Origin of the sequence: Bradyrhizobium sp. Ghvi (assembly GCF_900115265.1) — a bacterium.
GTDB lineage: Bacteria > Pseudomonadota > Alphaproteobacteria > Rhizobiales > Xanthobacteraceae > Bradyrhizobium.
In genome coordinates this window covers 58,782-84,936 of record NZ_FOVU01000001.1, presented here as the reverse complement: position 1 = coordinate 84,936, position 26,155 = coordinate 58,782, and the positions used below count along the sequence as shown (strand labels likewise).

Annotated in this window: 34 protein-coding genes; 15 read left to right on the top strand and 19 right to left on the bottom strand. The window is 63.8% G+C overall.

The window, feature by feature from the left end:
* The first annotated feature begins 168 nt into the window (after positions 1-168).
* The 4 genes from BM374_RS00390 to ychF all read left to right on the top strand — a co-directional run bounded on the left by BM374_RS00390 (position 169) and on the right by ychF (position 3,375).
* On the top strand, positions 169-429 hold the full coding sequence (locus BM374_RS00390; RefSeq protein ID WP_092290063.1) for an accessory factor UbiK family protein: 261 nt from the start codon (positions 169-171) through the stop codon (positions 427-429).
* A 304-nt stretch (positions 430-733) separates the two neighbouring features.
* Positions 734-1,462 (top strand): 50S ribosomal protein L25/general stress protein Ctc, encoded by a 729-nt coding sequence (locus BM374_RS00380; RefSeq protein ID WP_092288635.1) that lies wholly within the window; start codon positions 734-736, stop codon positions 1,460-1,462.
* A 60-nt stretch (positions 1,463-1,522) separates the two neighbouring features.
* Complete coding sequence (gene pth, locus BM374_RS00375) at positions 1,523-2,119, top strand: aminoacyl-tRNA hydrolase (protein ID WP_092288634.1); 597 nt, start codon at positions 1,523-1,525, stop codon at positions 2,117-2,119.
* Positions 2,120-2,277: 158 nt separating this feature from the next.
* Entirely contained in the window at positions 2,278-3,375 is a 1,098-nt protein-coding gene (ychF, locus tag BM374_RS00370; RefSeq protein ID WP_092288633.1) for a redox-regulated ATPase YchF, read from the top strand.
* 115 nt (positions 3,376-3,490) lie between these two features.
* On the opposite strand, the gene BM374_RS00365 is transcribed toward ychF, so the two are convergent.
* Positions 3,491-3,787: a DUF4282 domain-containing protein gene (locus BM374_RS00365; protein ID WP_092288632.1), complete on the bottom strand. Its 297-nt coding sequence runs from the start codon at positions 3,785-3,787 to the stop codon at positions 3,491-3,493.
* Between the two features lie 160 nt (positions 3,788-3,947).
* Here BM374_RS00365 and BM374_RS00360 point away from each other — a divergent pair, with 160 nt between their 5' ends.
* From BM374_RS00360 to BM374_RS38380, 3 genes are all read left to right on the top strand, one after another.
* Entirely contained in the window at positions 3,948-4,400 is a 453-nt protein-coding gene (locus BM374_RS00360; RefSeq protein ID WP_092288631.1) for a MaoC family dehydratase, read from the top strand.
* Positions 4,400-4,879: a MaoC family dehydratase gene (locus tag BM374_RS00355; protein ID WP_092288630.1), complete on the top strand. Its 480-nt coding sequence runs from the start codon at positions 4,400-4,402 to the stop codon at positions 4,877-4,879. Before BM374_RS00360 ends, BM374_RS00355 begins: the two co-directional genes overlap by 1 nt.
* Before the next feature lie 200 nt (positions 4,880-5,079).
* Positions 5,080-5,226 (top strand): hypothetical protein, encoded by a 147-nt coding sequence (locus tag BM374_RS38380; RefSeq protein WP_164936510.1) that lies wholly within the window; start codon positions 5,080-5,082, stop codon positions 5,224-5,226.
* Positions 5,227-5,293: 67 nt separating this feature from the next.
* Here BM374_RS38380 and BM374_RS38375 read toward each other — a convergent pair whose 3' ends face one another.
* The 5 genes from BM374_RS38375 to BM374_RS00335 form a co-directional block, all read right to left on the bottom strand.
* Entirely contained in the window at positions 5,294-5,431 is a 138-nt protein-coding gene (locus BM374_RS38375; RefSeq protein WP_177248017.1) for a hypothetical protein, read from the bottom strand.
* 308 nt (positions 5,432-5,739) lie between these two features.
* Entirely contained in the window at positions 5,740-6,162 is a 423-nt protein-coding gene (locus BM374_RS00350; RefSeq protein WP_092288629.1) for a hypothetical protein, read from the bottom strand.
* Positions 6,163-6,329: 167 nt separating this feature from the next.
* Positions 6,330-7,253 carry a hypothetical protein gene (locus tag BM374_RS00345; RefSeq protein ID WP_092288628.1) on the bottom strand — a complete coding sequence of 308 codons (924 nt, stop codon included), beginning with the start codon at positions 7,251-7,253 and terminating at the stop codon, positions 6,330-6,332.
* 272 nt (positions 7,254-7,525) lie between these two features.
* On the bottom strand, positions 7,526-7,966 hold the full coding sequence (locus tag BM374_RS00340) for a nuclear transport factor 2 family protein (protein WP_092288627.1): 441 nt from the start codon (positions 7,964-7,966) through the stop codon (positions 7,526-7,528).
* Between the two features lie 198 nt (positions 7,967-8,164).
* Positions 8,165-8,617: a nuclear transport factor 2 family protein gene (locus BM374_RS00335; protein ID WP_092288626.1), complete on the bottom strand. Its 453-nt coding sequence runs from the start codon at positions 8,615-8,617 to the stop codon at positions 8,165-8,167.
* A 286-nt stretch (positions 8,618-8,903) separates the two neighbouring features.
* Between BM374_RS00335 and BM374_RS00330 the strand changes: the two genes are divergently transcribed.
* Positions 8,904-9,137, top strand: a complete 234-nt coding sequence (locus BM374_RS00330; protein ID WP_092288625.1) for a hypothetical protein — start codon at positions 8,904-8,906, stop codon at positions 9,135-9,137.
* 216 nt (positions 9,138-9,353) lie between these two features.
* Positions 9,354-9,443, top strand: a complete 90-nt coding sequence (locus BM374_RS39265) for an SEC-C metal-binding domain-containing protein (RefSeq protein WP_244552501.1) — start codon at positions 9,354-9,356, stop codon at positions 9,441-9,443.
* 364 nt (positions 9,444-9,807) lie between these two features.
* Here the strand turns inward: BM374_RS39265 and BM374_RS00320 are convergent, their stop codons facing one another.
* The 6 genes from BM374_RS00320 to BM374_RS00295 form a co-directional block, all read right to left on the bottom strand.
* Positions 9,808-10,893 carry a DGQHR domain-containing protein gene (locus BM374_RS00320; protein ID WP_092288623.1) on the bottom strand — a complete coding sequence of 362 codons (1,086 nt, stop codon included), beginning with the start codon at positions 10,891-10,893 and terminating at the stop codon, positions 9,808-9,810.
* Between the two features lie 10 nt (positions 10,894-10,903).
* Positions 10,904-11,776 (bottom strand): HEPN domain-containing protein, encoded by an 873-nt coding sequence (locus tag BM374_RS00315; protein ID WP_092288622.1) that lies wholly within the window; start codon positions 11,774-11,776, stop codon positions 10,904-10,906.
* 134 nt (positions 11,777-11,910) lie between these two features.
* Positions 11,911-14,811: an excinuclease ABC subunit UvrB gene (uvrB, locus tag BM374_RS00310; protein WP_092288621.1), complete on the bottom strand. Its 2,901-nt coding sequence runs from the start codon at positions 14,809-14,811 to the stop codon at positions 11,911-11,913.
* 92 nt (positions 14,812-14,903) lie between these two features.
* A complete protein-coding gene (locus BM374_RS00305) occupies positions 14,904-15,134 on the bottom strand; it encodes a hypothetical protein (protein WP_092288620.1) in 231 nt (76 codons plus the stop codon).
* Positions 15,135-15,193: 59 nt separating this feature from the next.
* Positions 15,194-15,421: a hypothetical protein gene (locus tag BM374_RS00300; protein WP_092288619.1), complete on the bottom strand. Its 228-nt coding sequence runs from the start codon at positions 15,419-15,421 to the stop codon at positions 15,194-15,196.
* Between the two features lie 108 nt (positions 15,422-15,529).
* On the bottom strand, positions 15,530-16,444 hold the full coding sequence (locus tag BM374_RS00295; RefSeq protein ID WP_092288618.1) for a LysR substrate-binding domain-containing protein: 915 nt from the start codon (positions 16,442-16,444) through the stop codon (positions 15,530-15,532).
* Positions 16,445-16,601: 157 nt separating this feature from the next.
* Between BM374_RS00295 and BM374_RS00290 the strand changes: the two genes are divergently transcribed.
* From BM374_RS00290 to BM374_RS00280, 3 genes are all read left to right on the top strand, one after another.
* Positions 16,602-17,381 carry a sulfite exporter TauE/SafE family protein gene (locus BM374_RS00290; protein ID WP_092288617.1) on the top strand — a complete coding sequence of 260 codons (780 nt, stop codon included), beginning with the start codon at positions 16,602-16,604 and terminating at the stop codon, positions 17,379-17,381.
* Positions 17,378-17,608: a hypothetical protein gene (locus BM374_RS00285; protein WP_092288616.1), complete on the top strand. Its 231-nt coding sequence runs from the start codon at positions 17,378-17,380 to the stop codon at positions 17,606-17,608. Before BM374_RS00290 ends, BM374_RS00285 begins: the two co-directional genes overlap by 4 nt.
* A gap of 130 nt (positions 17,609-17,738) precedes the next feature.
* The gene (locus tag BM374_RS00280; protein WP_092288615.1) at positions 17,739-18,434 is read left to right on the top strand and encodes a glutathione S-transferase family protein; all 696 of its coding nucleotides are present in this window, start codon (positions 17,739-17,741) and stop codon (positions 18,432-18,434) included.
* A gap of 60 nt (positions 18,435-18,494) precedes the next feature.
* Here the strand turns inward: BM374_RS00280 and BM374_RS00275 are convergent, their stop codons facing one another.
* Positions 18,495-18,698, bottom strand: coding sequence for a cysteine-rich CWC family protein (locus BM374_RS00275; protein WP_092290062.1), 204 nt, complete (start codon positions 18,696-18,698; stop codon positions 18,495-18,497).
* A gap of 114 nt (positions 18,699-18,812) precedes the next feature.
* Between BM374_RS00275 and BM374_RS00270 the strand changes: the two genes are divergently transcribed.
* The 3 genes from BM374_RS00270 to hmuQ all read left to right on the top strand — a co-directional run bounded on the left by BM374_RS00270 (position 18,813) and on the right by hmuQ (position 22,091).
* Positions 18,813-20,375: a DUF1800 domain-containing protein gene (locus BM374_RS00270; protein WP_177248016.1), complete on the top strand. Its 1,563-nt coding sequence runs from the start codon at positions 18,813-18,815 to the stop codon at positions 20,373-20,375.
* Positions 20,376-20,377: 2 nt separating this feature from the next.
* Positions 20,378-21,595: a DUF1501 domain-containing protein gene (locus tag BM374_RS00265; protein WP_177248015.1), complete on the top strand. Its 1,218-nt coding sequence runs from the start codon at positions 20,378-20,380 to the stop codon at positions 21,593-21,595.
* 172 nt (positions 21,596-21,767) lie between these two features.
* Complete coding sequence (hmuQ, locus tag BM374_RS00260) at positions 21,768-22,091, top strand: heme-degrading protein HmuQ (RefSeq protein WP_092288612.1); 324 nt, start codon at positions 21,768-21,770, stop codon at positions 22,089-22,091.
* A 16-nt stretch (positions 22,092-22,107) separates the two neighbouring features.
* Here the strand turns inward: hmuQ and BM374_RS00255 are convergent, their stop codons facing one another.
* From BM374_RS00255 to BM374_RS00235, 6 genes are all read right to left on the bottom strand, one after another.
* Complete coding sequence (locus tag BM374_RS00255; protein ID WP_092288611.1) at positions 22,108-23,049, bottom strand: aldo/keto reductase; 942 nt, start codon at positions 23,047-23,049, stop codon at positions 22,108-22,110.
* Positions 23,050-23,305: 256 nt separating this feature from the next.
* Positions 23,306-23,761 (bottom strand): GNAT family N-acetyltransferase, encoded by a 456-nt coding sequence (locus BM374_RS00250; protein ID WP_092288610.1) that lies wholly within the window; start codon positions 23,759-23,761, stop codon positions 23,306-23,308.
* Between the two features lie 74 nt (positions 23,762-23,835).
* A complete protein-coding gene (locus BM374_RS00245) occupies positions 23,836-24,648 on the bottom strand; it encodes a PAS-domain containing protein (RefSeq protein ID WP_092288609.1) in 813 nt (270 codons plus the stop codon).
* A 127-nt stretch (positions 24,649-24,775) separates the two neighbouring features.
* Complete coding sequence (locus BM374_RS38370) at positions 24,776-24,934, bottom strand: hypothetical protein (protein WP_092288608.1); 159 nt, start codon at positions 24,932-24,934, stop codon at positions 24,776-24,778.
* Between the two features lie 73 nt (positions 24,935-25,007).
* A complete protein-coding gene (locus BM374_RS38365) occupies positions 25,008-25,184 on the bottom strand; it encodes a hypothetical protein (protein ID WP_177248014.1) in 177 nt (58 codons plus the stop codon).
* Between the two features lie 154 nt (positions 25,185-25,338).
* Entirely contained in the window at positions 25,339-25,989 is a 651-nt protein-coding gene (locus tag BM374_RS00235) for a glutathione S-transferase family protein (protein WP_092288607.1), read from the bottom strand.
* Positions 25,990-26,155 lie beyond the last annotated feature (166 nt).

Here is a 26,155-nt window from a genome sequence, read left to right as displayed (position 1 = left end):
GTTATGCAGGGACGTTGAATACGATTGCAAGGAAACCGGGCCATGACAAGGATACCGCCGCGCGGCCCTTGAACCTCTCACCGCGGATTGCCATTGTCTTTTCGCGCGTTCGCGCAAAGTTTATCGGGGCCGCCAAGAGGCGACAAAGAGACCGATCAGGAGACCGACATGACCCAGACCACCAACCGGTTTTTCGACGAGATCGGCCGCATGATGAACGATGCTGCCGGTGCGGCCCAGGGTGTCAAGCGCGAGTTCGACACGGTCATGCGCAACCAGGCAGAGAAATTCCTGCGCGACATGGATCTGGTCAAGCGCGAGGAGTTCGAGGCGGTCAAGGACATGGCCCGCCTGGCGCGCGAGGAGAACGAGGCCCTCAAGGCGCGCATCGCCGCGCTCGAGGCCAAGCTCGGCGGGGCCACTAGCTGAGGTCGTCATGCCCGGGCCTGTCCCGCCTGCGCGGCCGAAGCCGCTTCGGCGAGGCGAAGGCCCGGGCATCCACGTCTATCCTGCCACCCCGCAATGCGTGGACGGCCGGGACAAGCCCGGCCATGACGGTGTTCCGGGCCATACCGGCCCCCGCAAAAAGTCCCCGCATTTCCTTGTCATTTCCGCATCTTCCGGGTAAAAGCCCGCCACGTCCGCGGCCCCCGCACCCCTGGAGGCTTGCTGCGGCGTACGCCATGGGCCGCCTTGCGGCCCATTAACTTTTGCAAAAACAAGGACTTAGACTATGGCGACGACCGTCAAGGAATTGAAGGCGACCGCACGTCCGAAGAGCGGCAAGGGGGCCGCCCGGGCTGAGCGTCGCGCCGGCAGAGTGCCCGGAGTGATCTATGGTAACAACCAGCCCCCGCTGACGATCTCGATCGAAGATCGTGAACTGCGCCAGCGCATCCTTGCCGGCCGGTTCCTGACCACGCTGGTGGACATCGACCTCGAGGGCAAGAAGCATCGCGTGATTCCGCGCGACTACCACCTCGATCCGGTCAAGGATTTCCCGATCCACGTCGACTTCATGCGTCTCGGCGAAGGCGCCACCATCCGCATCAGCGTTCCCCTGCATGTCGTGAAGGCGGAAACGTCTCCGGGCGTGAAGCGCGGCGGCACCGTCAACATCGTCGCCCATGCGATCGAGCTGGAATGCGGCGTCGAGAGCATTCCGCAATACATCGAGGCCGACGTCGGCGCGCTGGAAATCGGTCACTCGCTGCATCTGTCGGACGTCAAGCTTCCGGCCGGCGTCAAGGCGCTGACCCGCGAGGACGCGACCCTCGTCACCATCGTGCCGCCGTCCGGCTACGCCGAAGAGCAGAAGGCCGCAGCTGCGGCTGCTGCTGGTGGCGCGGCTCCGGCGGCTGGCGCGGCTGCTCCGGCGGCAGGTGCTGCGGCTCCGGCTGCGGGCGCTGCGGCTCCGGCAGCGGCGGCCAAGGCTCCGGCCGGCGGCGAGAAGAAGAAGTAATCTCTCAAAGAGCTGGTGCGTGATCCCTGATCACGCGCTGGCCGAGGGGCGCGCCGCGTCATGCGACTCTTTGTTGGGCTCGGCAATCCCGGCGCGAAATACGCACGTAACCGGCACAATATCGGCTTCATGGCCGTCGACGAGATCGCGCGGCGTCATGGTTTCGCACCATGGCGCCGCAGGTTTCAGGGCGAGACTTCGGAAGGCACGCTCGGCACCGAGCGGGTGGTCCTGCTCAAGCCGACGACCTACATGAACGAGTCCGGCCGCAGCGTTCAGGAAGCGGCGAGCTTCTTCAAGATCGCGCCAGGTGACACCACGGTGTTTCACGACGAGCTCGAGCTTCCCCCGGGCAAGGTGCGGGTGAAGATCGGCGGCGGCATCGCCGGCCACAACGGCCTGCGCTCGATCTCCGCGCATATCGGCAACGACTATCGCCGCGTCAGGCTCGGCATCGGTCATCCCGGCGTCAAGGAGATGGTGCACGGCCATGTCCTGTCGGACTTCGCCAAGGCCGACAATGAGTGGGTGACGACGCTGTGCGACGCGGTCGCCGAGCACGCCCCCCTGATCGCCAAGGGCACGGACGCGACCTTCGCCAACAGGGTGCATCTTGCGATGCAGGCGAAGGGATTTTTGAAGGACGACAAGGAGTAGGGTGGGTTAGCCGGACCACGTCCGCCGAAGCTTCGATCAGCGAAGGTGAAAGGCGTAACCCACCACGTCACGACCGGAAAATTGGTGGTTTACGCCGAGCAGATGCGCTTCGGCATCTGCAGGGCTAACCCACCCTACGCACTGCGTTAGAGGACACGATGGGATTCAAATGCGGAATCGTCGGATTGCCCAATGTCGGCAAGTCGACCTTGTTCAACGCCCTGACCGAGACGGCCGCGGCGCAGGCGGCCAACTATCCGTTCTGCACCATTGAGCCGAATGTCGGCGAAGTCGCCGTGCCCGATCCGCGGCTCGACAAGCTCGCGGCGATCGCCAAGTCGGGCCAGATCATTCCGACCCGGCTGACCTTCGTCGACATCGCCGGTCTCGTGCGCGGCGCCTCCAAGGGCGAAGGCCTCGGCAACCAGTTCCTCGCCAACATCCGCGAGGTCGACGCCATCGCGCATGTGGTGCGCTGCTTCGAAGATTCCGATATCACCCATGTCGAGGGCAAGATCGCCCCGCTCGCCGACATCGAGACCATCGAGACCGAGCTGATGCTCGCCGACCTCGACAGCCTCGAGAAGCGCGTCGACAACCTCACCAAGAAGGCCAAGGGCAACGACAAGGACGCCAAGGAGCAGCTCGACCTCGTCAACCGCACGCTGGTGCTGCTGCGCGAAGGCAAGCCCGCGCGCCTCGTCGAGCGCAAGCCGGAGGAGGAGCGCGCCTTCGGCATGCTCGGCCTGTTGTCGTCCAAGCCCGTGCTCTATGTCTGCAACGTCGAGGAAGGCTCGGCCGCTACAGGCAATGCGTTCTCGAAGGCCGTGCAGGAGCAGGCGGCCAAGGAAGGCGCCGTCGCCGTCGTCATCTCCGCCAAGATCGAATCCGAGATCGCCACCATCTCGCGCGAGGAGCGCGCCGACTTCCTGGAGACACTGGGCCTCGAAGAGGCCGGACTCGACCGCCTGATCCGCGCCGGCTACAAGCTGCTCGACCTCATCACTTATTTCACTGTCGGGCCGAAGGAAGCACGCGCTTGGACCATCTATCGCGGCACCAAGGCGCCGGGCGCGGCCGGTGTGATCCACACCGACTTCGAGAAAGGCTTCATTCGCGCCGAGACGATTGCCTTTGACGATTACGTCGCGTTCAACGGCGAAGCCGGCGCCCGCGATGCCGGCAAGCTGCGCCTCGAAGGCAAGGAATACGTCGTGGCCGACGGCGACGTGATGCATTTCCGGTTTAATACGTAAGTCTTGTCGTTCCGGGGCGCGCGAAGCGCGAGCCCGGAATCTATCTCGCCGCTTGTTCTGAGGCCTGATGGATTCCGGGCTTGCCTCTTCGAGGCGCCCCGGAATGACAGCCCCCTCACCGCATCCCGCCGCCCTGATCCCTGATCGCGCCGAGATGCTCGTTGATGCGGAACACGATCAGGATCAGTTCCGCGGCGATGCGTGAGAACACGATGCCGACGATGACGCCCGCGATCGATTCCAGCACGACGAGAAAGCCGGCGAACGGGCTGATCGCCATCGCGGTGAGACCGGCGAAGATTCCGGAGAGGCCGAACAGGCAGATCACGCCGATCACCAGCCAGTAGAAGGTCTTGATGATCGTCGGCGTGATGAAGCGGTCCCATTGAAACAGGTCGCTGAATGAAAACATCTCTCTTCCCCCGGGCAGATCGTGCCGCCGGCCGTGTCATCTAGACAATGAGGCAGGTCCAGCCCGACTCGCCGAATGTAGCACGAGCCATGCGAGCTGGCGGGTTGAGATTGCCGCAAAGTGCGGCCACAATCTGTCCTTCCCGCAAAGCTTTTCCCACATGACCCTGACATTCGAAGATTTCCCGACCGGCCGCTACGGAACGTTCGGCCCGCGTCATGTCACCCGCGACGAGATCCTGGCCTTCGCCGCCGAGTTCGATCCGCAACCGATGCATCTGGACGAGGAGGCCGCGGCCAAGAGCATGCTGCACGGCCTGTCCGGCTCGGGCTGGCATCTCTGCTCGCTGATGATGCGGATGATGGCCGACGGGTTTATCACCCGCGCCGCTTCGCTTGGATCCCCTGGGGTCGAGGAGGTGCGTTGGCTATCGCCGCTCAGGCCGGGCGACGACCTGATGCTCGATGTCGATGTCGTCGAGGCGCGCACCTCGAAGAGCCGGCCGAACCTTGGCATCGTCAAGTTCAAATGCACGGCGCGCAATGCCAGGGGCGAAGCGCTCGCCGAGATGACCTCGCCGATCCTGATCGAGCGGCGCGGGGGAGTGGCCTGATGCGGTTCTTCGAGGACATCGAGATCGGCCAGCAGCGCGAGATCGGCAGCTATACGTTCACGCCAGAGGCCATCAAGACATTCGCCGCAAAGTTCGATCCGCAGCGTTTTCACCTCGATGAGGAAGAGGGCAAGAACTCGCTGTTCGGCGGGCTCGCTGCCTCGGGCTGGCATGTCGGCTCGGCCTGCATGAGCCTGCTTGTCGCCGATGGCCAACGCCTGGCGCGCGAGGCCGCAGCCCGCGGCGAGGAAGTCGCCGTGTGGGGGCCGTCACCGGGCTTTCGCGACCTGCGCTGGATCAAGCCGGTGCTCGCGGGCGACACCATCTCTTACGTCAACGAAGTCATCGAGAAGCGTGCCTCTGGCTCGCGTCCGGGCTGGGGCATCCTGACCGCGCGCACCATCGGCACCAACCAGCGCGGCGAGGACGTATATTCCATCACCGCCAGCGCTTTCGTGCCGATGCGCAAAGGCGGTTAGACCAGTTCCAGGATGAACGGCCAAAACAGCGCGCGAGTGTTGCCCGCGCGCTATGGACGCGATTCAGGGCGACTGCCATAAGCCTCGCGAGATGGCCGGCGGCTCACGAAGCAGCTGCCGGAACCATCGAGTTGCTAACCAATTATGAACCTGTCGCTGTCTATTTGAAACGAATTGGCAGAGTACAGGGGACGAGGACTATGGCAGACCGCGGCGCACTCAAACTGGTCGGATTCATCTTTGCGACTGCGACGCTGGCTGTGATGCTGGTCGCGGGCATGGTGGTGAAGGGTTATGCCGACGGCGCCTACACCCTGGAAGCCTCGGCTGTCGACGCGAGCCGTTAAGCGCTCGTTAACTCCGCGGGGCCACGAAGTGGCCTCCGCGCGGGGCCGCATCGCGGCCCCACTATCATCAGCGGCTATAGACGAACGCCAAAATCGCGATCGCAACAGCCAGCATCCCGACAAAGCGCAGCATGATGGTGCCGAACTGGTTCGGCGCGGGTCGCAACGGGATCGGGTCCGTGGTGTCGGGCCGAATGCTTTCCATCTGAAATGCCCCCGAGGCCCGGCCGTCGGCGGCACGGGCGCTAGGCTTTGGTCGCGGGGGTAGGGCGGAGGGTTCAAACCGCACCCACTGTCATGCCCCGCGAAGGCGGGGCATCCAGTACGCTGCGGCCCCTCGGTTCAAATCATTGACGTCTCTGGAATACTGGATCACCCGCTCCAGTGCGCAATTGCGCACAAGGCGGGTGATGACATCATTCCTGTAGGGACGGCGTGGGCCCATCGCGCCCCTGAATCAAAACCGCCGCGCCCTCAAGGACGCGGCGGCCGGTGATGCTTGGATACGCGCGATCAGCTGTTGCGCAGGCCGTCGGCGGCGCGCTTCCACTGGGCGACGTTGTCGGCGATCATACGGGTCGACTTCATCGCGGCTTGGCTGAGCTGGGCATAGCCCGAGATCTCGCGCTGGACGCGCTGGCCTTCGGCATGAAGCAGGTCGCGCAGGCTCTCGAGCTCGGAGATCAGATTCTCGATCTCGGCGAGCGAGGTCCCGGCGACGCGCTGGATCAGCGAGTTGACGTTGGTAACGGTGGCTTCCGCGCTCGAATCGAGCGGCGGCGCCTCGGTGGTCGTCGCGGCCGGCCGGCGCAGATAGGCGATGTCGTTGCGGACGAAATCGCGGATGCCGGCCTCGACTTCGGTCACGGCGGCAAGGTTGCTGTCGACCGTCTCGGTCTCGGCGGCTTCGATCTTTTCCGGACGAATGGCGTTCATCAAGGTTCCCCTGTTCGCGTTGAGCGCAGCGCGAGTGTCCCCCGCACGACGGCGTCGGTCACCAGACTAGGGCGTCGGATTTTGACCGCAACGGGGCCGAGATACGGCAAGGGCGGACGATTCGGGGGCTTTGCCGTGGCGTATGGTTAGGAATGTCTGAAGAAGCCTCACCAGCTCTTCTTGAAGCCGGCCGTCACGCTCTTGTTGATCACCCCTTGCGAGGTCTCGCCGACCGAGCCGGACACGGTGACGTTGTCGAACAGCTTCTGTTCGGCGCCGACCTTGCCCAGCCATTTGTCGTCGGTGGTCGACAGTGTCCGGCCGGCACTGATGCTGGTGCCGGTGTCGGTGATGTTCACCTTGGCGGACTGGTCGGTTTCGTAATTGCGGATCACGTGGCCACCGACGCCGGGCAGCGCCGTGGTGCCCTGCTGGTTGACGCTGTAGCCGTTCTGGAGCGTGAGGGAATAATCGCTCGACAGCGGCACCGATTTGGTCAGCGACGCCCCGAGCTTGCTCTGCTCGGAGCCGGGATCGACGCGGGCTTCCACCGCGGTCTTGTCCCAGATCACGCCCGCGCCCGGCGCGGTCGCGGCGGCCCAGGCGCTGCCGGAAGATTGCGGCAGGTTGCCGCCGTTGGCGGCCTTCTCCGCCAGCAGCTCCGACATCGTGGTCGGCTCTTTCGCCACCGTCATGTCGGCGCCGACGCGGGTGTCCCAGAACGAGGACACCGACTGCTTCACCGTGACGGCCGAGGAGCCGTTGGCATTGGCGTTGGACGACCAGTTCATGCCGTCATTGGCGGCGGCCCTCGCGCGCTTCTTGGCCTCGATGATGTCGTTGAGCGTGCCGGCATCGATGGCGAGCTGGCTCCAGTCGAGCTTGTCGACGTCGATGCCTTTGAGCACGTCGGTATCGTTGACGTCAGGGGCCGTCTCGGCGACCTCGTCGGCCTCATCGTCGGGCGCGGTCGCGGCGGGAGGCGGGGAGAAGGGCGGAATGATTTGCGCCTGGGTCGTCAGCACCGAGCCGAAAATGAACGCGGCCGCCAGCGGCAGCCGGCCCCAGCCAAAACCTGTCGTGAATTCCATTGCCCTGCCCGCAAGCCCAGTTCGCGCAGACGATGCGGCGCTATCATTGCGAAAATGTGGCACCATGAGCATGATCCGGAAAAGTGTGCAGCGGTTTTCCGAAGAGATCCTGCTCAATCAATGAAATGACGAACCAACGGGCCGCGCGCACGTCGCGCGCGCCCGATGACGAGCCTCTCCACGAGGAGCGTCTGGCGGGGCTGGCGGCCAGGACGGGTCGTGCGAGCATCAGTCGATCGGTCCCGGATTGCGGAGCCCGTTGGTATCCCCTCTCAGCCGACGCCGGTCATCCTTGGCAGATGAATGGCGCGGCCGAGTGCCTGCTCGACCAGATCGAAGGTGTCGATCAGCACGCGCATGTTGATGAGCCTGTCAGCCCTGAACTGAGCGAACTGCGCCACGCGCAAGCTGATCGGCTTGTCGGAATCCAGTGCCGTGAGCGAATAGCGCAGCATCGAGGAGGCGGAATCGACGCCCAGCATGATGCTCTCGCGCTCGAAGCGACGGACGTGGAAATTGTCGGCGAGCTGGCGGATGACCTGGAGCACCGCCGCCTTGCCCTGGCACGCGCCCAGGAACGGAAACATGTCGATCGGGCCGTAGACCGCCCAGTCGACGTCCTCGTCGATCAGGGCCTCGATGTCCTCGAAATGCCGGTCGTTGATCGCGCGATGCAATGCACGCGAGAAACGCCAGAGACTGTGCTCTGTCATTTTGGGCAGTCCTGAAAGCTGGCTTGCAAAAAAAGAAAACAACCCCATGCACCGTAAAGGCGCCTCAGGGTCGCTCAACTCATTTGAATGCAAACAAAATAGGCCGTTACGACCCAAACGCAATTCACATTTTTGCAATGCACAATTGATCGTGCCGTGTGAGATTTACAATAGAACCCCGTAATCTCCCGGGGCGGGCTACAGCCCGTCCGCCTCTTCCCCTACGATCAGCGGCCCGATCTCCCGCTCCAGCACCTGCTGCACCAGATCATAGGAATCGATGATCTCGCGGATCTGCGCGATCTGCCCGTTGCGGAAGCTGTAGAACACCGCCATGTCGAATTGCACGACGCGATCGTTGCCGCGCTTCTTGAAATGGGCATGCAGGTAGACCGCGACCTCGTCGCCATCGGCGAGGATTTGCGGCACCTTGTAGCGAAACTCGGAGTAGCGCGAAGAGACCTTCTGCCAGAACTCGCGCAGCTCGGCCTTGCCGTGGCGCGGGCCCATATGTGTCAGCACGTCGATCGGCGCGTGGGTGAGGAAATAGACATCGTCGGTGCAGCACGCCAGCGAGCCCTCGAGATCGCCGCGCGTAATGGTATCGAGCAGATGCAGCACGCGTTGCTTGTTCAACGATTCAACCGTCATGCTGCTCCCGCCCGCGCCGGCCGTGGATTGCCGACGCTATCGCGCGGCGCACGGCTCCATCAATCCGCAAAAACACAGGGATAGTCGTAAATGGGCCGCGGTTCTACGCATCGCGGTTCATCTCATGCAAGCCCTGGTTGTGGTTGCAAAAGCGTGTGTGAAGCGAGACCAGCGCCTTTGGCGCGGCAGGCATGACGACCGACGCATCTCACCATGCGGCGTGCGCGGGGGAACCCCGGCCCACCCGTGTTCGTTGAAACGCCGACACCGCAGGAGACATCGACCCATGAAATCCTCGCTCATCGCTGCCGCTGCCGCGCTTCTCGTGCTCGGCGCAACCTCCGCTGCCGACGCCAAGGGCTGCATCAAGGGCGCCGTCGTGGGCGGCGTCGCCGGCCATTATGCCGGCCATCACGGCATGCTCGGCGCAGCCGCCGGCTGCCTCTACGGCCGTCACCGCGCCAAGGAGCAGGAGAAGCAGCAGCAACAGAGCCAGGTGAACGGGCAGGGCAAGCTGTAGGCGCGCAAGCGCTACGTCTTTCCCTGCACCCCGCATCGTGATAGCGAAGCGCGGCGGCAATCGGCCGCGCTTCCCACCCGATGGAGGGCGTCATGCGCAAGTCCCGCGATCTCGAAAACCTCCCCAGCTTTCAGCGTCACGCGTAAGCGGCGGAATTCTTTCCCCTCGGAAACCCACGTCAAACGCGGCCCGCGCGTCGTCCATGGCGACGTCGAGTTGAGCGAGAAGCTCGGTCGCAACGACCTCTGCCCGTGCGGCTCCGGACGCAGGTTTCAAGACCTGCTGCATGACCTCAGGCAGCTATGACGGCTCCAACCGCAGCTACTACTTTCAGGGAGTAAGGGCGTTCTGCCGGCCGTGATGGTCGAATGCGTCATCCCGGTCTCGTGTGACCACGCGGGACCGGGATGTTTCGCGCTATGTCGCAGCGATGCCGGTGCCGCCATCTTTACCGCCTTGGCTTCCCTGGTCTAAGCGACCATCTAGTCACTCTTGGGCGGGTACCCTGGTGCCAGTCAAGACGCTCTAGGATTCCAAGTTCTCCTATTGCAGGTTGTCGCTCTCAGACAGATGACGGAATGGCGCCCCAACCGGTCGCTCGCTGCGACTGGTCGCGATCGTGCTCATGCTGTCAGGGATGGCGGTGGTGACGGCGAGTGTGGGGTGAGGGCTATCTGTCGGCCATGATCTTCTGAAAAAGGGACTTAACGGAAACGCCTGATTCATCTGCAAACTCACCAACTACGGCATCTCGAATTCGGACAGCACCGCCCCGGCCACTAAAGCCTTTGAAGTCGCCCTCGTTACTCCAGTCCCATCGCTTTCCGGATTTCAAGATCTTGAGCATATCCTCCGCCTTGTATTTTCCCTGCCCGAGCGTTCGGTCGATGACCTCTGCGCCAATGAAACATGCGCCCCAAAGTCCAGCTCCACGCAGGAGTAAGTAGCTTCCCGGAGTCGTCCAAGCTTCGGGCTGATAGCGCTTCAAAGCGAGAAAGTAGTTCTTGATAGTCTTATATTGAGCGTCAACATCGTTGAGCGCATTTAGTTTGGTGGGCCGAGAGAACATGTATTCTATGCCAGATTTCAGCGTTCTTAGTGGTATGAACGTGCCGGCAGATCGTGCGCCACCTTCATAGACGAGTCTGTAAAATGGGCTTTCTTCGTCGCTCGCAAGCTGCTCGGCGATGTAGAGAGCTGGAGATATCTTTTTTATGGTCTGTTGGCCGGCGAGACGGGCGTCTATCTTATCAAGATGGCTGGTGTTCATCCGCCTCTGATTGTTATTGATGTCCCTAAAGATGATCAGCTCCTTCTTTAGGTCGATGTTTCCCGCAATGCAGAACGACACTATACGGTCGATTGGCTCGTATCCCTCGACGCTACCGTCGCCAAAATAAAGGCGATGATTACCGTCCACTCGAGAGATGATAATTCGCTTCGAGCGCTCTGCGAGACTATCATCGATCTGTAGAATGCCGTATCCCGAAGCCTTGTCCTTGAATGTAAACTTGATCGCCTTGGAGTCGCGGGCGCATAAAAAAACCTCGGGCCAGTATCCAAACTCGCTGTTGCGAACGTACTCGTAAGCTTCGCGCGCATGTTTAGGGCTAAGGTCGCGCTGTGTTCCTGTGGGGTTCGAATCAGCATCGTAAACGTCAGGCCTCGAGATCCTAGATAGATCCGAAAGCTTGGCGAAACCTCGATAAACTTTCACGCCCAGAACTTCACCGGAAATGGCTGGAATCTTCAACATCTGCGTGATCCTATATGATCGGTTGGGCCGAGCCGAGCACGAGCCCAAGACAATGCTTCGACCAATCTCGCGGAGGCGGCTGATTTAAGAAGGTGTAGTAGTAGAGCATGGCTGCTTTCGAATACTTCAGAATATCTGGCATGCGCTGCTCTATGTCCCCAATCGCCCGCTGCGCTCTTTGCTGATGCGAGCTGCCGTGCACGATGCGACTTCTTACGTCGTATAGAGTCTTGAACATCTCGTATGCTACGTCTTTGTCTTGTTGGCAGGCAAAGGCGAGATACAGCGACAACCGAAACGATATCTCTGTTGTTTCATCCAGCATCGTTTCGAGAGCGACGGCGAGGTCAATTATTTTGTCTTCGACACGATCGCGACGAAGAGCCGAGTTGAAGCGGTCCATCATAATGCTGACGCGAGCATCGGCAGTGATCGCCTGCGACGTAAGATGAAAGACTTTCTGTAGATCGGCGGCTCCAGTTCCCTCGATTAAGCGATACTGTTGAGATACAGAGGAGGGGCCCGGCAACTGATTGTGCTTGCCAGCCTTAAATATTGCTGTTTTTTTTCTGCCGGCTTCTTGAATCACGACCGAGAAGGGGAAAGAAAGCGCGTCAAGGCCAGAGAAGAAGTTCAAAGTGTAGGCAAGCAGTTGGCCGTTTGCAAAAATCGTTTCATCTGAAACATCGTCATCCGCTTCAAAATAGATGCAGCGGAAACGCGATGTTAGAGGGCCTTGATAGTCGTTCGGACAGAACCGAAGTATTGTTCCGTGATCAGTCTCATTCACGTGAGACAAGTAATGCTTATCGGAAAAATTGAAAACCGGCCCGCGCAAAAACGTAAATGACCGCGCAAGCACGGGAAAAATAACTTTCGCCATGCTTCCCCCAACCCACTCAAATAATCCACCTTAAGCAGGAGTGGGTCAAGCCCACAGGTTGACGACGAAGGGCTGCTCGCTCGACACGCGCATCGCTGCATCGGGGTGGCCTCTCGGTAACGACCCGGGCGATTCTATCTCTTCTTCCATCCGCCGCGTCGCCCCGGCGCGCCGCCTGTCGACTTCGGCGCCGGGCCGAACTCCGGCCCCGACTGCCGTGAGTCCGTCGGCTGGATGATCCGGCTCGTGCTGCCGAACGGCTTTGACGGCAACGCCGGGCTCGCACGATACGGCAGCGATTCCGGGCCGTGCATCTCATCGAGATGCGGCTTGTGCACGCGTGGGCCTTTGCCGCCGCCGGCCTTGAGCGCTGTCGCGGCGCTCTTGTTCTTCATGGCGCTGACCGGCAAATTCGCGGCGTCGCCGTATTTTCGGGTGCCGGCATAGGCGCCGGCCTTGCTCGCCACGGTGCGCTGCTTGGCGGTGGGATCGTCCACGACCGCGAGCTCGGTGGCGCGCAGGCGCTTGACCTCGTCGCGGAGGCGGGCGGCTTCCTCGAAGTTCAGATCGGCGGCGGCCTCGCGCATCCGCGTCTCGAGATCGGCGAGGACGGCTTCGAAATTGTGGCCGATCGAGATGACGTCGTCGGTCATGTCGTGGCCGCCGACCTCGACCAGCACGTGGTCGCGCTCGTAGACGGAGTTGAGGATGTCGCCGATGTGCTTCTTCACGCTCTCAGGCGTGATGCCGTTGGCGGTGTTGTACTCGACCTGCTTCTCGCGGCGGCGGTTGGTCTCGGCGATGGCACGCTCCATCGAGCCGGTCATCTGATCGGCGTAGAGGATCACCTTGCCGTCGACGTTGCGCGCGGCGCGGCCGATGGTCTGGATCAGCGAGGTTTCGCTGCGCAGGAAACCTTCCTTGTCGGCATCGAGGATGGCGACCAGCGCGCATTCGGGAATGTCGAGGCCTTCGCGCAACAGGTTGATGCCGACCAGCGCGTCGAACGCGCCCAGCCTGAGATCCCGGATGATCTCGATGCGCTCGATCGTGTCGATATCGCTGTGCATGTAGCGGACGCGAATGCCTTGCTCATGCAGGTATTCGGTGAGGTCCTCCGCCATGCGCTTGGTGAGCACTGTGATCAGCGAGCGATACCCGGCCTGCGCGGTCGCGCGCACCTCGCCGACGAGATCGTCGACCTGCGTGCGGGCAGGCCTGATGTCGACCGGCGGATCGATCAGACCCGTGGGGCGAATGACCTGCTCGACGAACACGCCGCCGCTTTCATTCAGCTCCCAACCGCCGGGGGTCGCCGACACCGCGATGGTCTGCGGCCGCATCATGTCCCATTCCTCGAAGCGAAGCGGGCGGTTGTCCATGCAGGAGGGCAGGCGGAAGCCGTATTCGGCCAGCGTCGCCTTGCGGCGGAAGTCGCCGCGGAACATGGCCCCGATCTGCGGAATGGTGACGTGGCTTTCGTCGGCGAAGATCAGCGCGTTGTCGGGGACGTATTCGAACAGCGTCGGCGGCGGCTCGCCGGGGCGGCGTCCGGTGAGGTAGCGCGAATAGTTCTCGATGCCGGCGCAGCTGCCCGTCGCCTCCATCATCTCGAGATCGAAGGTGGTGCGCTGCTCCAGCCGCTGCGCTTCCAGCAGGCGCCCCTGATTGTTGAGCTGGTCGAGCCGCAGCTTCAATTCCGATTTGATCGACTTGATCGCCTGCACCAGCGTCGGCCGCGGCGTCACATAGTGCGAGTTGGCGTACATCTTGATGAATTCGAGCTCGTCCTGCTTGTGGCCGGTGAGCGGATCGAACTCCTCGATGTTCTCGATGGTGTCACCGAACAGGTTCACACGCCAGGCGCGGTCTTCATAGTGCGCCGGGAAGATGTCGATGACGTCGCCGCGGACGCGGAAGGTGCCGCGGGTGAAATCGGCCTGGGTCCGCTTGTACTGCAGCGCGACGAGATCGGCGATGAGCTGGCGCTGGTCGATGCGCTCGCCCTTCTTCAGCGCGAAGGTCATTGCCGTGTAGGTCTCGACCGAGCCGATACCGTAGATGCAGGACACCGAGGCGACGATGATGACGTCGTCGCGTTCGAGCAGCGCGCGCGTCGCCGAATGGCGCATGCGATCGATCTGCTCGTTGATGGACGAATCCTTCTCGATATAGGTGTCGGTGCGGGGGACGTAGGCTTCCGGCTGGTAATAGTCGTAATAGCTGACGAAATACTCGACGGCGTTGTCGGGGAAGAAGTTCTTGAACTCGCCATAGAGCTGGGCGGCGAGCGTCTTGTTCGGCGCCAGGATCAGCGCCGGGCGCTGCGTCGCCTCGATCACCTTGGCCATGGTGTAGGTCTTGCCGGAACCGGTGACGCCGAGCAGCACCTGCGAACGGTCGTTGCGCTCGATGCCCTCGACCAGCTCCTTGATCGCGGTCGGCTGGTCGCCGCGCGGCTGATATTCCGACTTGATCTCGAAGCGCACACCGCCTTCGGATTTTTCCGGGCGCGGCGGCCGGTGCGGCGTCCACACCTTCATGGAGCCGTCGTCCTTGCGGAACTCGGGCCGGCCCTCGCGGATCAGCGATTCCAGTGCGTCGGCGGTCGCCTTGACGCCGAGCGCCTCCATCTTGCTGCGCGGGGGACGTGCCAGCGCCTCGGCATCGTCCTCCTCGGTGGGAAGGCCGAGCTGCCGCGCCAGTTCCGGATCGAGCGTCGGGATCGTGGCTGCGGTGCCGTAATTGGCCTGCGGCGCTTCCTCCAGCCCGCCGGGACGATCGGAGGGAAACTCCTTCGGCGTCGAGGCACGCGCCCGATGCGCGGCGGCCTCGCCGCCGGCGCGGCGGTCGCGCGAATTGTCCGGCGGCGGTTGCAGCCCGGTGCCCGATCCCAGCCCGGCATCGCCCCGATTGATCGCAGGATTCAGAAGCTCGGCCAGTGCCGGCCCGATCGGCTGCACATCAGGCCGATGTGCCTTCGAATTCGGTGCTGTGGAGCTGGAGGATTTGGGGGGAGCAGCTTTCTTCGCCATGGGGCGAATATGGGACGAGTCCGCCCTTCAGAAAAGGGCGAATACCCGTCTGCGCGCAGGCTGCTGACAGCAGGTTGGCAGCAGGCTCGAAACTACGCCGCCGGCAGCGGTCCGTCCCCATCCACAACCGTCAGGCGCGGTTCGAGGATGTCGAGATGGATCCCGCCGCAGTCGGTGCAGCGCATGGTCCAGTACTCGCACCCGGCGCGGCCGCCGATCACACGGAGCACCGTGAGGTCGCCGTCGCATTCCGGGCATATCGACACCACCTTACGCGAATAGATTCTCGGCCGCGGATCGTCGTCGAGTTCGATGACTGACATGAACCGATGTCCCCCCTGTTATGCCGCGCTGTAACTTGGTCCAATTGCTGTCGTTGGGCTTATTCGTCGTCGCTGTCGTCCGCGTGCCCGCGGAAGCGGTCGATGTGATGCTTGGCGTCCGCGATCGCCGCATCGGGATCGGGCCAGGCGAAGCCGACTTCCATGGTCGGAAACAGCACGCCGTCGATGGCAACCGGGCTGAAATCGGCGCGCCTGATCCGGGCGTGCCACAGTCCCTTGCCAGCTTCGAAGGATTCGATGTCAAAGCCATCGTAAAGTGTCGTCATTGGTAGTCCCCAAATGCGCTCATGTCGGAGGGTCAGAGGACCACGTTTGCGGATTCCGGAATGTGAAGCGGTTCACAAGCCGGTGGGCTTTTTCACCCAATCGGGCGCTCAGTTCCGTGCGACACTGCGTCCGGATCGCCGCGGACGGGTTGCCGGTTCCGCGGCCGCCCGCATGATCCAGCGGCGGAACGCGGCGAAGTCGCGCTGTTCGGTCTGGAAACTGCGGTAGAGCAGGTACCAACGCATGCCCTTGGGGACGGAAAGGTCGAATGGCGCGACCAGCCGGCCGGCGGCGAGATCGTCGTCGATATAGGGCCGGATGCCCATGGCAATGCCGAGCCCGTCGACGGCGGCCTGGAGCGCCTGGCCGTAGAACTGGAACTCCGGTCCGCGCGGATTGATGCGGGGAAGGTTCGCGGCCTTCAGCCAGAGTGGCCAGTCCTCCGGCGAATGTTCGACGCGGATCAGGCTGGGGCCCTTGAGGTCGGCCGGACGCTTCAACGACGTGGCGAGGCGGGGCACGCAAACCGGCGTCAAATCGCCGGCGAACAGAGGCTCGGCCACGAGCCCCGGCCAGTCGCCGGTGCCAAGCTTGATGCCGCAGCTCCAGTCCTCGCCGAACGGCACCGACGCGCCGCCGGTCGTGAAACGCACTTCGATGTCGGGCTCCTCGCTGCGAAATTCCGACAGGCGCGGGATCAGCCAGCGCATCGCAAAGGTGTGGCCGACGCCGATGGTGAGCACGCGCACGCTCGCAGGCGCCGTCACCTGCGCGGTGAGGCTGGCGAGCGCATCGAAGATCGGCGTCAGCCCGCTTTGATAGGCGCGGCCGGCCTGGGTCAGCACCAGCCTGTTCGCCTTGCGCTCGAACAGCGCGACCCCGAGCCGCTCTTCCAAGAGATGCACCATGCGGCTGACGGCGGCCGCCGACACGCTCAGCTCGAGGCCGGCCCCGGCAAAGCTGCCGGTTCGCGCCGCGGCCTCGAATGCCTTGATGCCGTTGAGAAAGAGCAGGCGGCGCAAATGAATTCACCCTCAGGAAAGCTGATGCCAGGGCAAGATAACTCAGTTTGCGCGAACGCGGCAAGCGAGGCACCTTCCCCTTCGCCTCTCCCCGCAAGCGGGGCGAGGGAGAATGAACAGCCTGCGTCCCTGACTGCCCTACCAGGAGAACCGCCCCGTGACGCCCATCATGATCGCTGCCCTCGGATTGCTGATGGTCGGCACCGCGTTCCTGTCGGGGCTGTTCGGCATGGCGGGCGGGCTGATCCTGATCGGCGTGCTGCTGGCCCTGATGCCGCTGCCGACCGCGATGGTGCTGCATGCGATCACGCAGATGGCCTCGAATGGCTGGCGCGCTCTGCTGTGGCGGGCGCATATCCGCTGGCGGGCGGTGGCGAACTATCTGGCCGGCGCGGTCATCGCGCTCGCCGCCTGGTCGCTCACCCGCTACGTGCCTGACAAGCCGATCGCGCTCTTGATGCTGGGCGCCACGCCGTTCATGGCGCGGCTGCTGCCGACCAACATCAAGCCCGACCCTGATCGCCTCTGGCAGGGTACGGTCTACGGCACGATCTGCATGGGATTGATGCTGATGACCGGCGTTTCCGGTCCGCTGCTCGACACGTTCTTCCTCGGCGGCAATTTCGGCCGGCGCGAGAAGGTGGCGACGAAGGCGATGTGCCAGGTCGTCAGCCATTTCACCAAGCTGATCTATTTCGGCGGCATCATCGACCAGGCGGCGAGTCTCGATCCCGTGCTCGCCGGCGTCGCGATCGCAGCCTCGATGCTCGGCACCACGCTGGCGCGGCGCCTGCTCGAAGCCATGACCGACCAGCAATTCGTCGCCTGGTCGTACAAGCTGATCACCACCATCGCCTGCTACTACATCGCCTATGGCGGCTGGCTGCTGATTCGCACGCCGGTGCTCGCTGCCATCGACAAGGGAGGTTTGCAATGAGCGGTAAAGCCGACCCGCTGGTGCTGGATTTCGTCGAATGGGTCGCGCGCGAGCCGCGCGCCTATGCCGAGGTGATCGCGACCTGGAAGACCTCGTGTCCGCGCCTCACCATCTGGGAAGACGCCGCCGATCGCGGCTTCGTCGCCCGCGAGACGCTGCCCGGCATCGGCCTTGTCATCGCGGTGACTGAAGACGGCGAGCGGCTGCTGCGCACCAACGGGCGGTAGCGTCACATCGTCATTGCGAGCGCCAGCGAAGCAATCCAGAATGCCTCCGCGGTGATAGACCAGATTGCTTCCGCCTTCGCCAAGGCTTCGGAGGACACGTCGCCGCTCCTCGCAATGACGGAACAACAACATGTCGCTCAAACTCTACGAACTCGTCGGCACCGATGCCTCGCGCCCGTTCAGCCCGTTCTGCTGGCGCACGCGGATGGCGCTGGCGCATAAGGGGCTGACGGCGGAATCGCTGCCCTGGCGTTTCAGCGAGAAGAGTGCGATCGCCCCGCACGGCTCGGAACGGGTGCCGGTGCTGCTGCATCACGACAAGCCGGTGGTCGATTCCTGGACGATCGCGAATTATCTTGAAGACAATTTCCCGGATCGGCCGTCGCTGTTCGGCGGCGAGGGCGGCCGCGCCATGGCGCGCATGATCAATGCCTGGGGCGACATCGCCATCGTCGGCGGCATCTTTCCGCTCATCATCGCCGACATTCCGAAAAATCTTGCCGACGCCGATGCCGCCTATTTCCGGCAATCGCGGGAGGCGCGCTTTGGCAAGCGGCTGGAAGAGATCATGGCGAGCCGCGATACCGGCGTCGTCGCTTTCCGCAAATCGCTGGAGGTGTTGCGCCAGACCTTCAAGACGCAGCCCTTCATCGGCGGCAGCGCGCCTGACTATGCCGACTACATCGTGTTCGGCGGCTTCCAATGGGCGCGGGTGGTGAGCCCGTTCACGCTGCTGGAGCCTGACGATCCGGTCTATGCGTGGCGGGAAAAGCTGCTCGATGCGTTTGGCGGCATGGCGCGGAAATCGCCGGGATATGCGGTGTAATCTTCCTAGGGTGGGTTAGCTAAGCAGCGCGCGAAGCGCATGTGCTTGGCATAACCCACCCTACGAAACGGCCTCCGCCGCCGCCTTGCGCAAACAATCCCGGCACAGGCAATCCTCGCCCTTCACCGGCATCGGCAGTCGCGCCGTCTCCTCCGCGCACCAGCAATTGCCGGAGAGATCGCAGCCGAACTCGGTGCCGCAGCGGGAGCAGGTGAGGCGGCGTGCCGGCGGTTCCTGCAATGCGAATTCTTTCGAAATTGTCATGATTTGCGCCAAGGCTTCGCCGTGATTTTCATACCGGGTTCATCTCCCGCTTCGGTATATTAGGACTCACTGACACGCTCGAAAAGCGGTTGGTTCCACGCGGAGAACAAATCGATGGCTCGCGACTCGCAAGCCGCCCTCGTTGCGCTCAACCGCTTCGGCCTTGGTGCGCGCGGCGGCGCCTCCGGCGATCTCATCAATGCGGCCTCCGATCCCAGAGGCTTTGTGAAGGCGGAGCTCGCCCGTCCCTACGGCGTGTTGCTGGAGACGCCGGGCCTGCAATCGACGCCGCAGCTCGGGCAGGCCGCGTTCACCTATCAGGATCAGGTCAAGCAGGCGCGCGAAGCGGCGAAAGCCGGCGCACCGACGGAGGCACCGGCTCCGCAGGCGCCGGCCGACCAGAAGCCCGACGGCAAATTGCGGCGCAACCTGTCACTGAACACCGTAACCGCCGAGATCGCCGGCCCGATGGCCGAGGCGAAGCCGGCCGACGGCGCGATGAAGCCTGACGGCATGCAACCGGGCGCCGCGCCGCCGGCTGCGGCAAAGCCGGCGCAGCCGCTCAACGTGATCCAGAAAACTTTTCGCACCGAAGCGCTGGCGCGGTTGCAGCGGGCGATGATGGTCGATTGCGGCTTCACCGAGCGCCTGGTCGTGTTCTGGTCCAACCATTTCTGCATCTCGGCGAGCAAGGGCGAGCTGGCGCGGATGTGGGCCGGCGCGTTCGAGCGCGAGGCGATCCGTCCGCATGTGCTCGGGCGATTCGCCGACATGCTGAAGGCGGTCGAGCAGCATCCGGCGATGCTGTTCTTCCTCGACAACCAGCAATCGCTCGGCCCGGATTCGCGCGCAGGCCAGAACCGCAAGCGCGGGTTGAACGAGAATCTCGCACGCGAGATCATGGAGCTGCACACGCTCGGCGTCGGCGGCGGTTACACGCAAGAGGACGTCACCTCGCTTGCGCGCATCATCACCGGCTGGACCTTCGCCGGTCGTAAGGGTCAGATCGGGGCGCCCGGCTCCTTCGCTTTCAACGCCAATGCGCATCAGCCCGGGCCGCAGGTGCTGCTCGGCAAGACCTATGAGGCGAACGGACTGGCCCAGGGCGAGGCTGCGCTTGCAGACATCGCGCGCCATCCTTCGACGGCGAATTTCATTGCCACGAAATTCGTCCGGCATTTCGTCGCCGACGATCCGCCACCGGCGCTGGTGGCGCGCTTGCGCGACGTGTTCGTCAAGACCGACGGCGATCTCAAAGCGCTCGCCACGTCGCTGGTCGATTCCGATGAGGCCTGGAAGGCGCCGCTGACCAAAATGCGCTCGCCTTATGATTTCCTGGTCGCAAGCGGCCGGCTGCTGGCGCGTGTGCCGGAGGATCCCGGGTTCTATCTCAACAGTCTGAACCTGCTCGGCCAGCCGCTGTGGACGCCGGCAGGGCCGAACGGTTTCCCCGATACGGCTGCGGCCTGGGCTGCGCCCGAGGGCATGAAGCTCCGGCTCGACATTGCCTCGCAGATGGGTGCGCGGCTCGGGCCCAACATCGATCCGCTCGATCTGCTGGAGTTCGCCGCGGGCGATGCGGCGTCGCCCGAAACGCGCAAAACCATCGAGCGCGCGGAATCGCGCCAGCAGGCGCTGGCGCTGCTGTTGATGTCGCCGGAGATACAGAGGAGATGAAGATGATCGACTGCGTCGAAAACCGGCTCCTCACCTCGCGTCGCGGCCTGCTGCTCGGCGGTGCGTCCTTCGCGGCCTGGGCCTATTTGCCGAAATTCGCGCGCGCGGCCGATGGACGCGACCCGCGCCTCGTCGTGGTGATCCTGCGCGGCGCGCTCGATGGATTGGCGACCGTCGCGCCGGTCGGCGATCCCGATTATGCTGGCTTGCACGGTTCGATCGCGCTCGCCACGGACGGCGCGCATCCCGCGACCAGGCTCGACGGCTTCTTCGCGCTGCACCCGGCGATGCCGGAATTCGCGCGCATGTATCGCGACCAGCATGCGGCCGTGATCCATGCCGTCGCAACGCCCTATCGCGATCGCTCGCATTTCGACGGCCAGGACGTGCTCGAGAGCGGCTATGCCGGTCCCGGCCGCGTGCAGTCCGGCTGGCTCAACCGCGCGCTGGAGGCGCTGCCGCGCGGCGAGCGCGTGTCGAGCGGACTTGCGGTCGGCCCCACCACGCCGCTGGTGCTGCGCGGCAACGCGCCGACCGTCGGCTGGGCCCCGGTCGCACTGCCGCAGGCCGATGACGACACCGCGATGCGGCTGGTCGACCTCTACCGTCATCGCGATCCCGCGCTGGCCGCGGCGCTGACGCAGGGCCTCCAGCTCGAGAAGGCCGCGAGCGGCGACGACATGAAGCCGAAGCCGGGCAACGCCGTCGCGCAGATGCGGCAGGTCGCGCGCGGCGCGGCAAAATTGATGGCTGCCGATGATGGTCCGCGCATCGCCGCGCTCGCTTTCGACGGCTGGGACACCCATGCCAATGAAGGCGGCCCGGTCGGGCGACTCGCTTTCCTGCTCGGCGGTCTCGACAGCGCGCTCGCCGAATTCGAAAGTGGCCTCGCCGAGCGCTGGCGCGACACTGTCGTCGTCGTCGCCACCGAGTTCGGCCGCACTGCGCGCATCAACGGCACCGATGGCACCGACCACGGCACCGGCACGATCGCGCTGCTCGCCGGCGGCGCGGTGAAGGGCGGCCGCGTCATCTCCGATTGGCCCGGGCTCAAGCCCGCCAATCTCTATGAGGGGCGCGACCTCAAGCCGACCACCGACCTGCGCTCCGTGATCAAGGGCGTGCTGCAGGGACAGTTCGGCCTGTCTGATCAGGTGCTGGCACAGACCGTGTTCCCGAATAGCGCAAGCGCAAGGCCGATGAAGGGGCTGATGGCTTAATTACCGCCGTCATTCCGGGGGCGCGCCTTTTGGCGCGAACTATGGTGCGCAATTGCGCACCTGAGAATCCATTCCTCGACATGCTCCGCCGCCAGATGGATTCCGGGCCTGCGCCTTGCGGCGCATCCCGGAATGACGAGATAATGGCCCGAGCTCCAGGAGACCATCACCCATGTACATCGCCATGAACCGCTTCCGTGTCGCCAAGGGATCGGAAGCTGCCTTCGAGCAAGTCTGGCTGTCGCGCGATACCTATCTGGACAAGGTGCCGGGCTTCGTCGAATTCCATCTGCTGCGCGGGCCCGAGCTCGAGGACCATACGCTCTATGCCTCGCACACGGTGTGGGCCAATCACGCCGCCTTCGAAGCCTGGACCAAATCGGAGGCGTTTCGCGCGGCCCATCACAAGGCCGGCGACAACAAGCCGCTCTATCTCGGCCATCCCCAGTTCGAAGGCTTCGAAGTGGTGCAGACGGTGGGACGCGGCGCCAAATAGCGCCGGGCCGCAAGAATCAACCCAGCGTGATCTTGTCGATCTCGGCAAGGTCCTCGGCCGTAAGCTGCCAGGCGATCGCCTTGACGTTCTGCTCGACCTGTTCGACGCGGGTGGCGCCGGCGATCACGCTCGACACCTGCGGCCGCGCGGCGAGCCAGGAGAAGGCGAGCTCCAGCATCGAATGGCCGCGTGCCCTGGCGAACGCCTGGAGCTTCTCGACGATATCTTCGTTGCGCGGCGTGACGTAACGGTCGCGCAGCCGCGGCGTCTGGCCGAAGCGGGTGTTCTCGGGCGCGGCCTCGCCTCTTTTGTACTTGCCGGTCAAGAGGCCGCTGGCGAGCGGGAAGAACGGCAACAAGCCGAGCTTGTATTCCGTTGCTGCCGGCAGCAGGTCCTTCTCGATGTCCCGCACGACGAGGGAGTATTCGTCCTGGCAGGACACGAAGCGGCTGACATTCATCGCGCGCGCGACGTATTCCGCCTCGGCGATCCGCCAGGCCGGAAAATTCGAATTGCCGATGTAGCGCACTTTGCCCTGCCGGACGAGATCGTCCAGCGCCCGCAGGCTCTCCTCGATCGGCGTCAGCGGATCATAATCATGCTGCTGGTAGAGATCGATGTAATCGGTCTTCAGGCGCTTCAGGCTGGCCTCGACCGCATTCATGATGTAGCGGCGCGAGGCGCCCTGCTTGGTGCCGTCCTCGGCCATCGGCTTGGAGTATTTCGTCGCCAGCACGATCTCCTTGCGGCGGTCGCCGAGCACGGTGCCGAGCACCGTCTCCGAACCACCCTGGCCGGCATAGATGTCGGCGGTGTCGAACAGCGTGATGCCGAGATCGAGCGCGCGGTGGATTACCTTGCGCGAAGCTTCGAGGTCGATGCGCTGGCCGAAATTGTTGCAGCCGAGCCCGACCGCGGACACGCGCAGGCCGGAGCCGCCGAGATTACGAATTTCCATGGGGAGATCCCGTCACACCAAAGCAGGCGCCCATTGTGACCGCGCTGCACTGCTCCGGCAAGCGGCTCGCCGCGCTGCTGCCATGCCGCATGGCAGGGGCGGGCAAAAAAATGCGGCCCCTGTCAGACGCGGCGACTGACGGGGACCGCTTGGGGCGCTTGATCGGTGACGGGGGGCCTGATCAGACGCGACTGCAGGATAATCCCGGTGTGTAACGCGCCGGTGACAACCTCAGTTATCCACAGGCTCCGGCAAATCAGAAGATCTTGCGATAGACGATGAAGCCTGACCGTTCCGCGACCTTGTCGTACAGGCGCTGCGCAATGGTGTTGGTCTCGTGCGTCTGCCAATAGACGCGCGGTGATCCCGCTAGCTTGGCGCGCTCGTACACGCCGTAGATCAGCGCCGAGCCGACACCCTTGCCCCGCGCGGCCTCGTTGGTGAACAGATCCTGCAAATAGCAGGACGGTTCGATCGCGGTGGTACTGCGATGGAACAGGTAATGCGTGAGCCCGAGCAGCTTGCCCTCGCTCTCGGCGACCAGCGCATGCACCGGCTCGTAGGCATCGAAGAAGCGCTGCCAGGTCACCTTGGTGATCTCGGGCGCGAGCGCAGTCGGACCGGAGCGGCCGTAGAAGGCGTTGTAGCCGTCCCACAGCGGCAGCCATTGATCGTAGTCCTGCCGAGTGACGGAGCGAATGGTGAGCGACATCTGGGAAAACCGCGCTGGATGAGACGTCCTTCATACGTGATGACGGGCTCGTCGATCAATCGCGCCGTCGCGCATCACTCCGCCACGCGCAGGTACCGGATCAGCTTCTGCCCGGCGGGATCGCGCAGCGAGCGATAATAGTCGGCGCGATCAGGCGCGTCGGTGTGGCGCACGAGGTCGGTCACCGGCGTATAGCTCAGCATGCGGCCACCGTCGGGCAGCGCGGTGCAGACGAAACGCAGCACCTCGCCGTTGCGCAGCGCGATGTTGATCGGCGTGGCGTCGCCGGTCCGCACCATCTCCATGCGCTGCGCGATGAAGACGCCGAGCTCCTCCTCCGGCAGTTCGAATGCGCCGGTGTCGCGGCCGTGATACATCAGCGCGATGAAGGGCGGCTTGTCGTCGGCTTTCTCGTCAGGCAGCGCGAAATAGTCGCGGAAGGCGCGGTTGATGAATTCGGCACGGGTTTCGGCATCGAGCAGCACGATGCCGATATCGACCTGGTCGAGCGCAGCCGACAGCCGCACGGCCGTGGCGTGGTTGCGCCGCTCGGCGGCGAAAGCGTCGACCAGACGTTGGCGCATCAGGCCGGTGATGGCGGCGGCGCCGGCGGTTGTCAGCGCGAGCAAGCCGAACTGGGCGAAATCGGCCGCCGAAAAGCCGGACGTGGAGCGCTGGCTGAGTGTGAGCAGCGTCGCACCGATCATGGCGATGGCAGTGCTGCCAAATGCGGATGCAAAGCCGGAGATGGAACCGGCCAGCGCCACGACGCAGACGAACAGCGGCGCAAGCGCGAACGCGGAAGCGTGACGGTCGAGCGGGATCGCCAGCAGTGCGAACGCTGCCGTCAGCACGGGACCACAGATGGCACGCCACCCGAACCGCATGGCCTGCTCGTTCCTTCCTGAACGAGATAAGGCCGTCACACTGACCCATGGTTGCGCAAGCGCAATCCGATTTCGCGCGGTGCACTTAACCAGCGCTTGCCGGCGCGCTCAAAGCTTTCAGCTGATTTTAGGCCAAATGCGTATGCATCATCCGCCGATGCAGTCCGGGCGCATTCAGCGTCGATGCCCCCGGGCCCTTCCGGGTGCCGACGAAGATCAACAGCGATGCCGCGACCAGGATGGCCGCAGTCAGGGTGATTGCAACGATGACCACAGGCGATTTCATCGGTGTCCCGCCGCGATGCCGGTTGGCGCGGGACCACGCGGCACGTTGAAGGCAGTCAAGGATGAAACGGGGATCAGACCGGCAAGCCCATCGCCATAGTCGCCTTGGTCGACAGCACCGTGAGGGCGACGATCAGGCACAGCGAGAGCGCAGCGACGGCGAGCGAGGCCGCGACCGCGTTGGTTAGCCGGGAAGACGAGACGGTATCGGTTTGGCCTTGAAAGCCGACCGTGCCGGACGCCCGAATCATGGTCTAAATCCTTCAACGTGCGAGCGAATCACCCGCGACGTCGAACAACTTCACAATTTCAACTGGCAATATTGCGGCGGCGATCACGCCGAAAACGGCAGGATTGCGGCAAAGGTTAACGCTATGCCCGCTATTTCTTAACGCTGCACCGGTTTTACGCCCCGGCGGCGATGCTGGCGGGGTCGTCGATGTCGGCGGGGCGCCAGTCCATCGCCACGAAGCCAGGCGCGGCCTCGACGCGCTTCAGCCAATCCCGGATCGCCGGGAAGGGCTCGAGATCGAAGTCGCAGCGGTCGGCGAGGTGGGTGTAGCCGTACAGCGCAATGTCGGCGACCGTGAGCTGGCGGGCGGCGAAGTAGGCGTTGGTCTTGAGATGGTTCTCCATCACCTGGAGCGCGCCATAGCCGCGCTCCATCCAGTCCTCCAGCGCGTGGGTCTGCAGGTCGCGGCCGCCCCTGACCAGCGATAGCCAGAAATAGGCGGCGCCGATGTTGGGCTCGAGCGCGTGCTGCTCGAAGAACATCCATTGCAGCGCCTCGGCGCGATCGATGCGGTTCTCCGGCGCAAGCGGCGTGCCGACGGCGACGTACCAGAGGATGGCGTTGGACTCGGCGAGATAGCGGTTGTCGCCGACCTCGAGCAGCGGCACCTGGCCCGACGGGTTCTTGGTCAGGAAATCAGGCGTGCGGCTCTCGCCGCGCAGAATGTCCACCTCGATCGCTTCGTAAGGCTGGTTCAACAGTGCCAGCGCAAGGCGGACCTTGTAGCTGTTGCCCGAGCGTTGCATCGAATAGAGCTTGTACATTCTGGGAGTTCGATTCCGAAAGGACGGGAAGGTGCGGTGCTTGTTGCCCCGGACCGCGGCTAAACAATGATGCCGATGCGAATCCGCCGCAAGGGCTCACCAATAGAAAAACTCGAAAACCCTACTGCACTGCAACGCCGTGGAAGATCGTGTTCGCAGCTAAGCT

Excerpts from the sequence above, each read along its gene's own strand:
- BM374_RS00275 (WP_092290062.1), bottom strand. The coding sequence starts at position 18,698 with ATGACAATTTCGAAAGAATTCGCATTGCAGGAACCGCCGGCACGCCGC.
- uvrB (WP_092288621.1), bottom strand. The coding sequence starts at position 14,811 with ATGGCGAAGAAAGCTGCTCCCCCCAAATCCTCCAGCTCCACAGCACCG.
- BM374_RS00245 (WP_092288609.1), bottom strand. The coding sequence starts at position 24,648 with ATGCGGTTCGGGTGGCGTGCCATCTGTGGTCCCGTGCTGACGGCAGCG.
- BM374_RS00235 (WP_092288607.1), bottom strand. The coding sequence starts at position 25,989 with ATGTACAAGCTCTATTCGATGCAACGCTCGGGCAACAGCTACAAGGTC.
- BM374_RS38380 (WP_164936510.1), top strand. The coding sequence starts at position 5,080 with ATGGCAGACCGCGGCGCACTCAAACTGGTCGGATTCATCTTTGCGACT.
- BM374_RS00300 (WP_092288619.1), bottom strand. The coding sequence starts at position 15,421 with ATGACGACACTTTACGATGGCTTTGACATCGAATCCTTCGAAGCTGGC.
- BM374_RS00355 (WP_092288630.1), top strand. The coding sequence starts at position 4,400 with ATGCGGTTCTTCGAGGACATCGAGATCGGCCAGCAGCGCGAGATCGGC.
- BM374_RS00380 (WP_092288635.1), top strand. The coding sequence starts at position 734 with ATGGCGACGACCGTCAAGGAATTGAAGGCGACCGCACGTCCGAAGAGC.
- BM374_RS00350 (WP_092288629.1), bottom strand. The coding sequence starts at position 6,162 with ATGAACGCCATTCGTCCGGAAAAGATCGAAGCCGCCGAGACCGAGACG.
- BM374_RS00335 (WP_092288626.1), bottom strand. The coding sequence starts at position 8,617 with ATGACGGTTGAATCGTTGAACAAGCAACGCGTGCTGCATCTGCTCGAT.
- BM374_RS00265 (WP_177248015.1), top strand. The coding sequence starts at position 20,378 with ATGATCGACTGCGTCGAAAACCGGCTCCTCACCTCGCGTCGCGGCCTG.
- BM374_RS00305 (WP_092288620.1), bottom strand. The coding sequence starts at position 15,134 with ATGTCAGTCATCGAACTCGACGACGATCCGCGGCCGAGAATCTATTCG.
- BM374_RS00270 (WP_177248016.1), top strand. The coding sequence starts at position 18,813 with ATGGCTCGCGACTCGCAAGCCGCCCTCGTTGCGCTCAACCGCTTCGGC.
- ychF (WP_092288633.1), top strand. The coding sequence starts at position 2,278 with ATGGGATTCAAATGCGGAATCGTCGGATTGCCCAATGTCGGCAAGTCG.
- BM374_RS00280 (WP_092288615.1), top strand. The coding sequence starts at position 17,739 with ATGTCGCTCAAACTCTACGAACTCGTCGGCACCGATGCCTCGCGCCCG.
- BM374_RS00320 (WP_092288623.1), bottom strand. The coding sequence starts at position 10,893 with ATGTTGAAGATTCCAGCCATTTCCGGTGAAGTTCTGGGCGTGAAAGTT.
- pth (WP_092288634.1), top strand. The coding sequence starts at position 1,523 with ATGCGACTCTTTGTTGGGCTCGGCAATCCCGGCGCGAAATACGCACGT.
- BM374_RS38375 (WP_177248017.1), bottom strand. The coding sequence starts at position 5,431 with ATGGAAAGCATTCGGCCCGACACCACGGACCCGATCCCGTTGCGACCC.
- BM374_RS00330 (WP_092288625.1), top strand. The coding sequence starts at position 8,904 with ATGAAATCCTCGCTCATCGCTGCCGCTGCCGCGCTTCTCGTGCTCGGC.
- BM374_RS00255 (WP_092288611.1), bottom strand. The coding sequence starts at position 23,049 with ATGGAAATTCGTAATCTCGGCGGCTCCGGCCTGCGCGTGTCCGCGGTC.
- BM374_RS38365 (WP_177248014.1), bottom strand. The coding sequence starts at position 25,184 with ATGATTCGGGCGTCCGGCACGGTCGGCTTTCAAGGCCAAACCGATACC.
- BM374_RS00285 (WP_092288616.1), top strand. The coding sequence starts at position 17,378 with ATGAGCGGTAAAGCCGACCCGCTGGTGCTGGATTTCGTCGAATGGGTC.
- BM374_RS00345 (WP_092288628.1), bottom strand. The coding sequence starts at position 7,253 with ATGGAATTCACGACAGGTTTTGGCTGGGGCCGGCTGCCGCTGGCGGCC.
- BM374_RS00340 (WP_092288627.1), bottom strand. The coding sequence starts at position 7,966 with ATGACAGAGCACAGTCTCTGGCGTTTCTCGCGTGCATTGCATCGCGCG.
- BM374_RS00360 (WP_092288631.1), top strand. The coding sequence starts at position 3,948 with ATGACCCTGACATTCGAAGATTTCCCGACCGGCCGCTACGGAACGTTC.
- hmuQ (WP_092288612.1), top strand. The coding sequence starts at position 21,768 with ATGTACATCGCCATGAACCGCTTCCGTGTCGCCAAGGGATCGGAAGCT.
- BM374_RS00315 (WP_092288622.1), bottom strand. The coding sequence starts at position 11,776 with ATGGCGAAAGTTATTTTTCCCGTGCTTGCGCGGTCATTTACGTTTTTG.
- BM374_RS38370 (WP_092288608.1), bottom strand. The coding sequence starts at position 24,934 with ATGAAATCGCCTGTGGTCATCGTTGCAATCACCCTGACTGCGGCCATC.
- BM374_RS00390 (WP_092290063.1), top strand. The coding sequence starts at position 169 with ATGACCCAGACCACCAACCGGTTTTTCGACGAGATCGGCCGCATGATG.
- BM374_RS00250 (WP_092288610.1), bottom strand. The coding sequence starts at position 23,761 with ATGTCGCTCACCATTCGCTCCGTCACTCGGCAGGACTACGATCAATGG.
- BM374_RS00365 (WP_092288632.1), bottom strand. The coding sequence starts at position 3,787 with ATGTTTTCATTCAGCGACCTGTTTCAATGGGACCGCTTCATCACGCCG.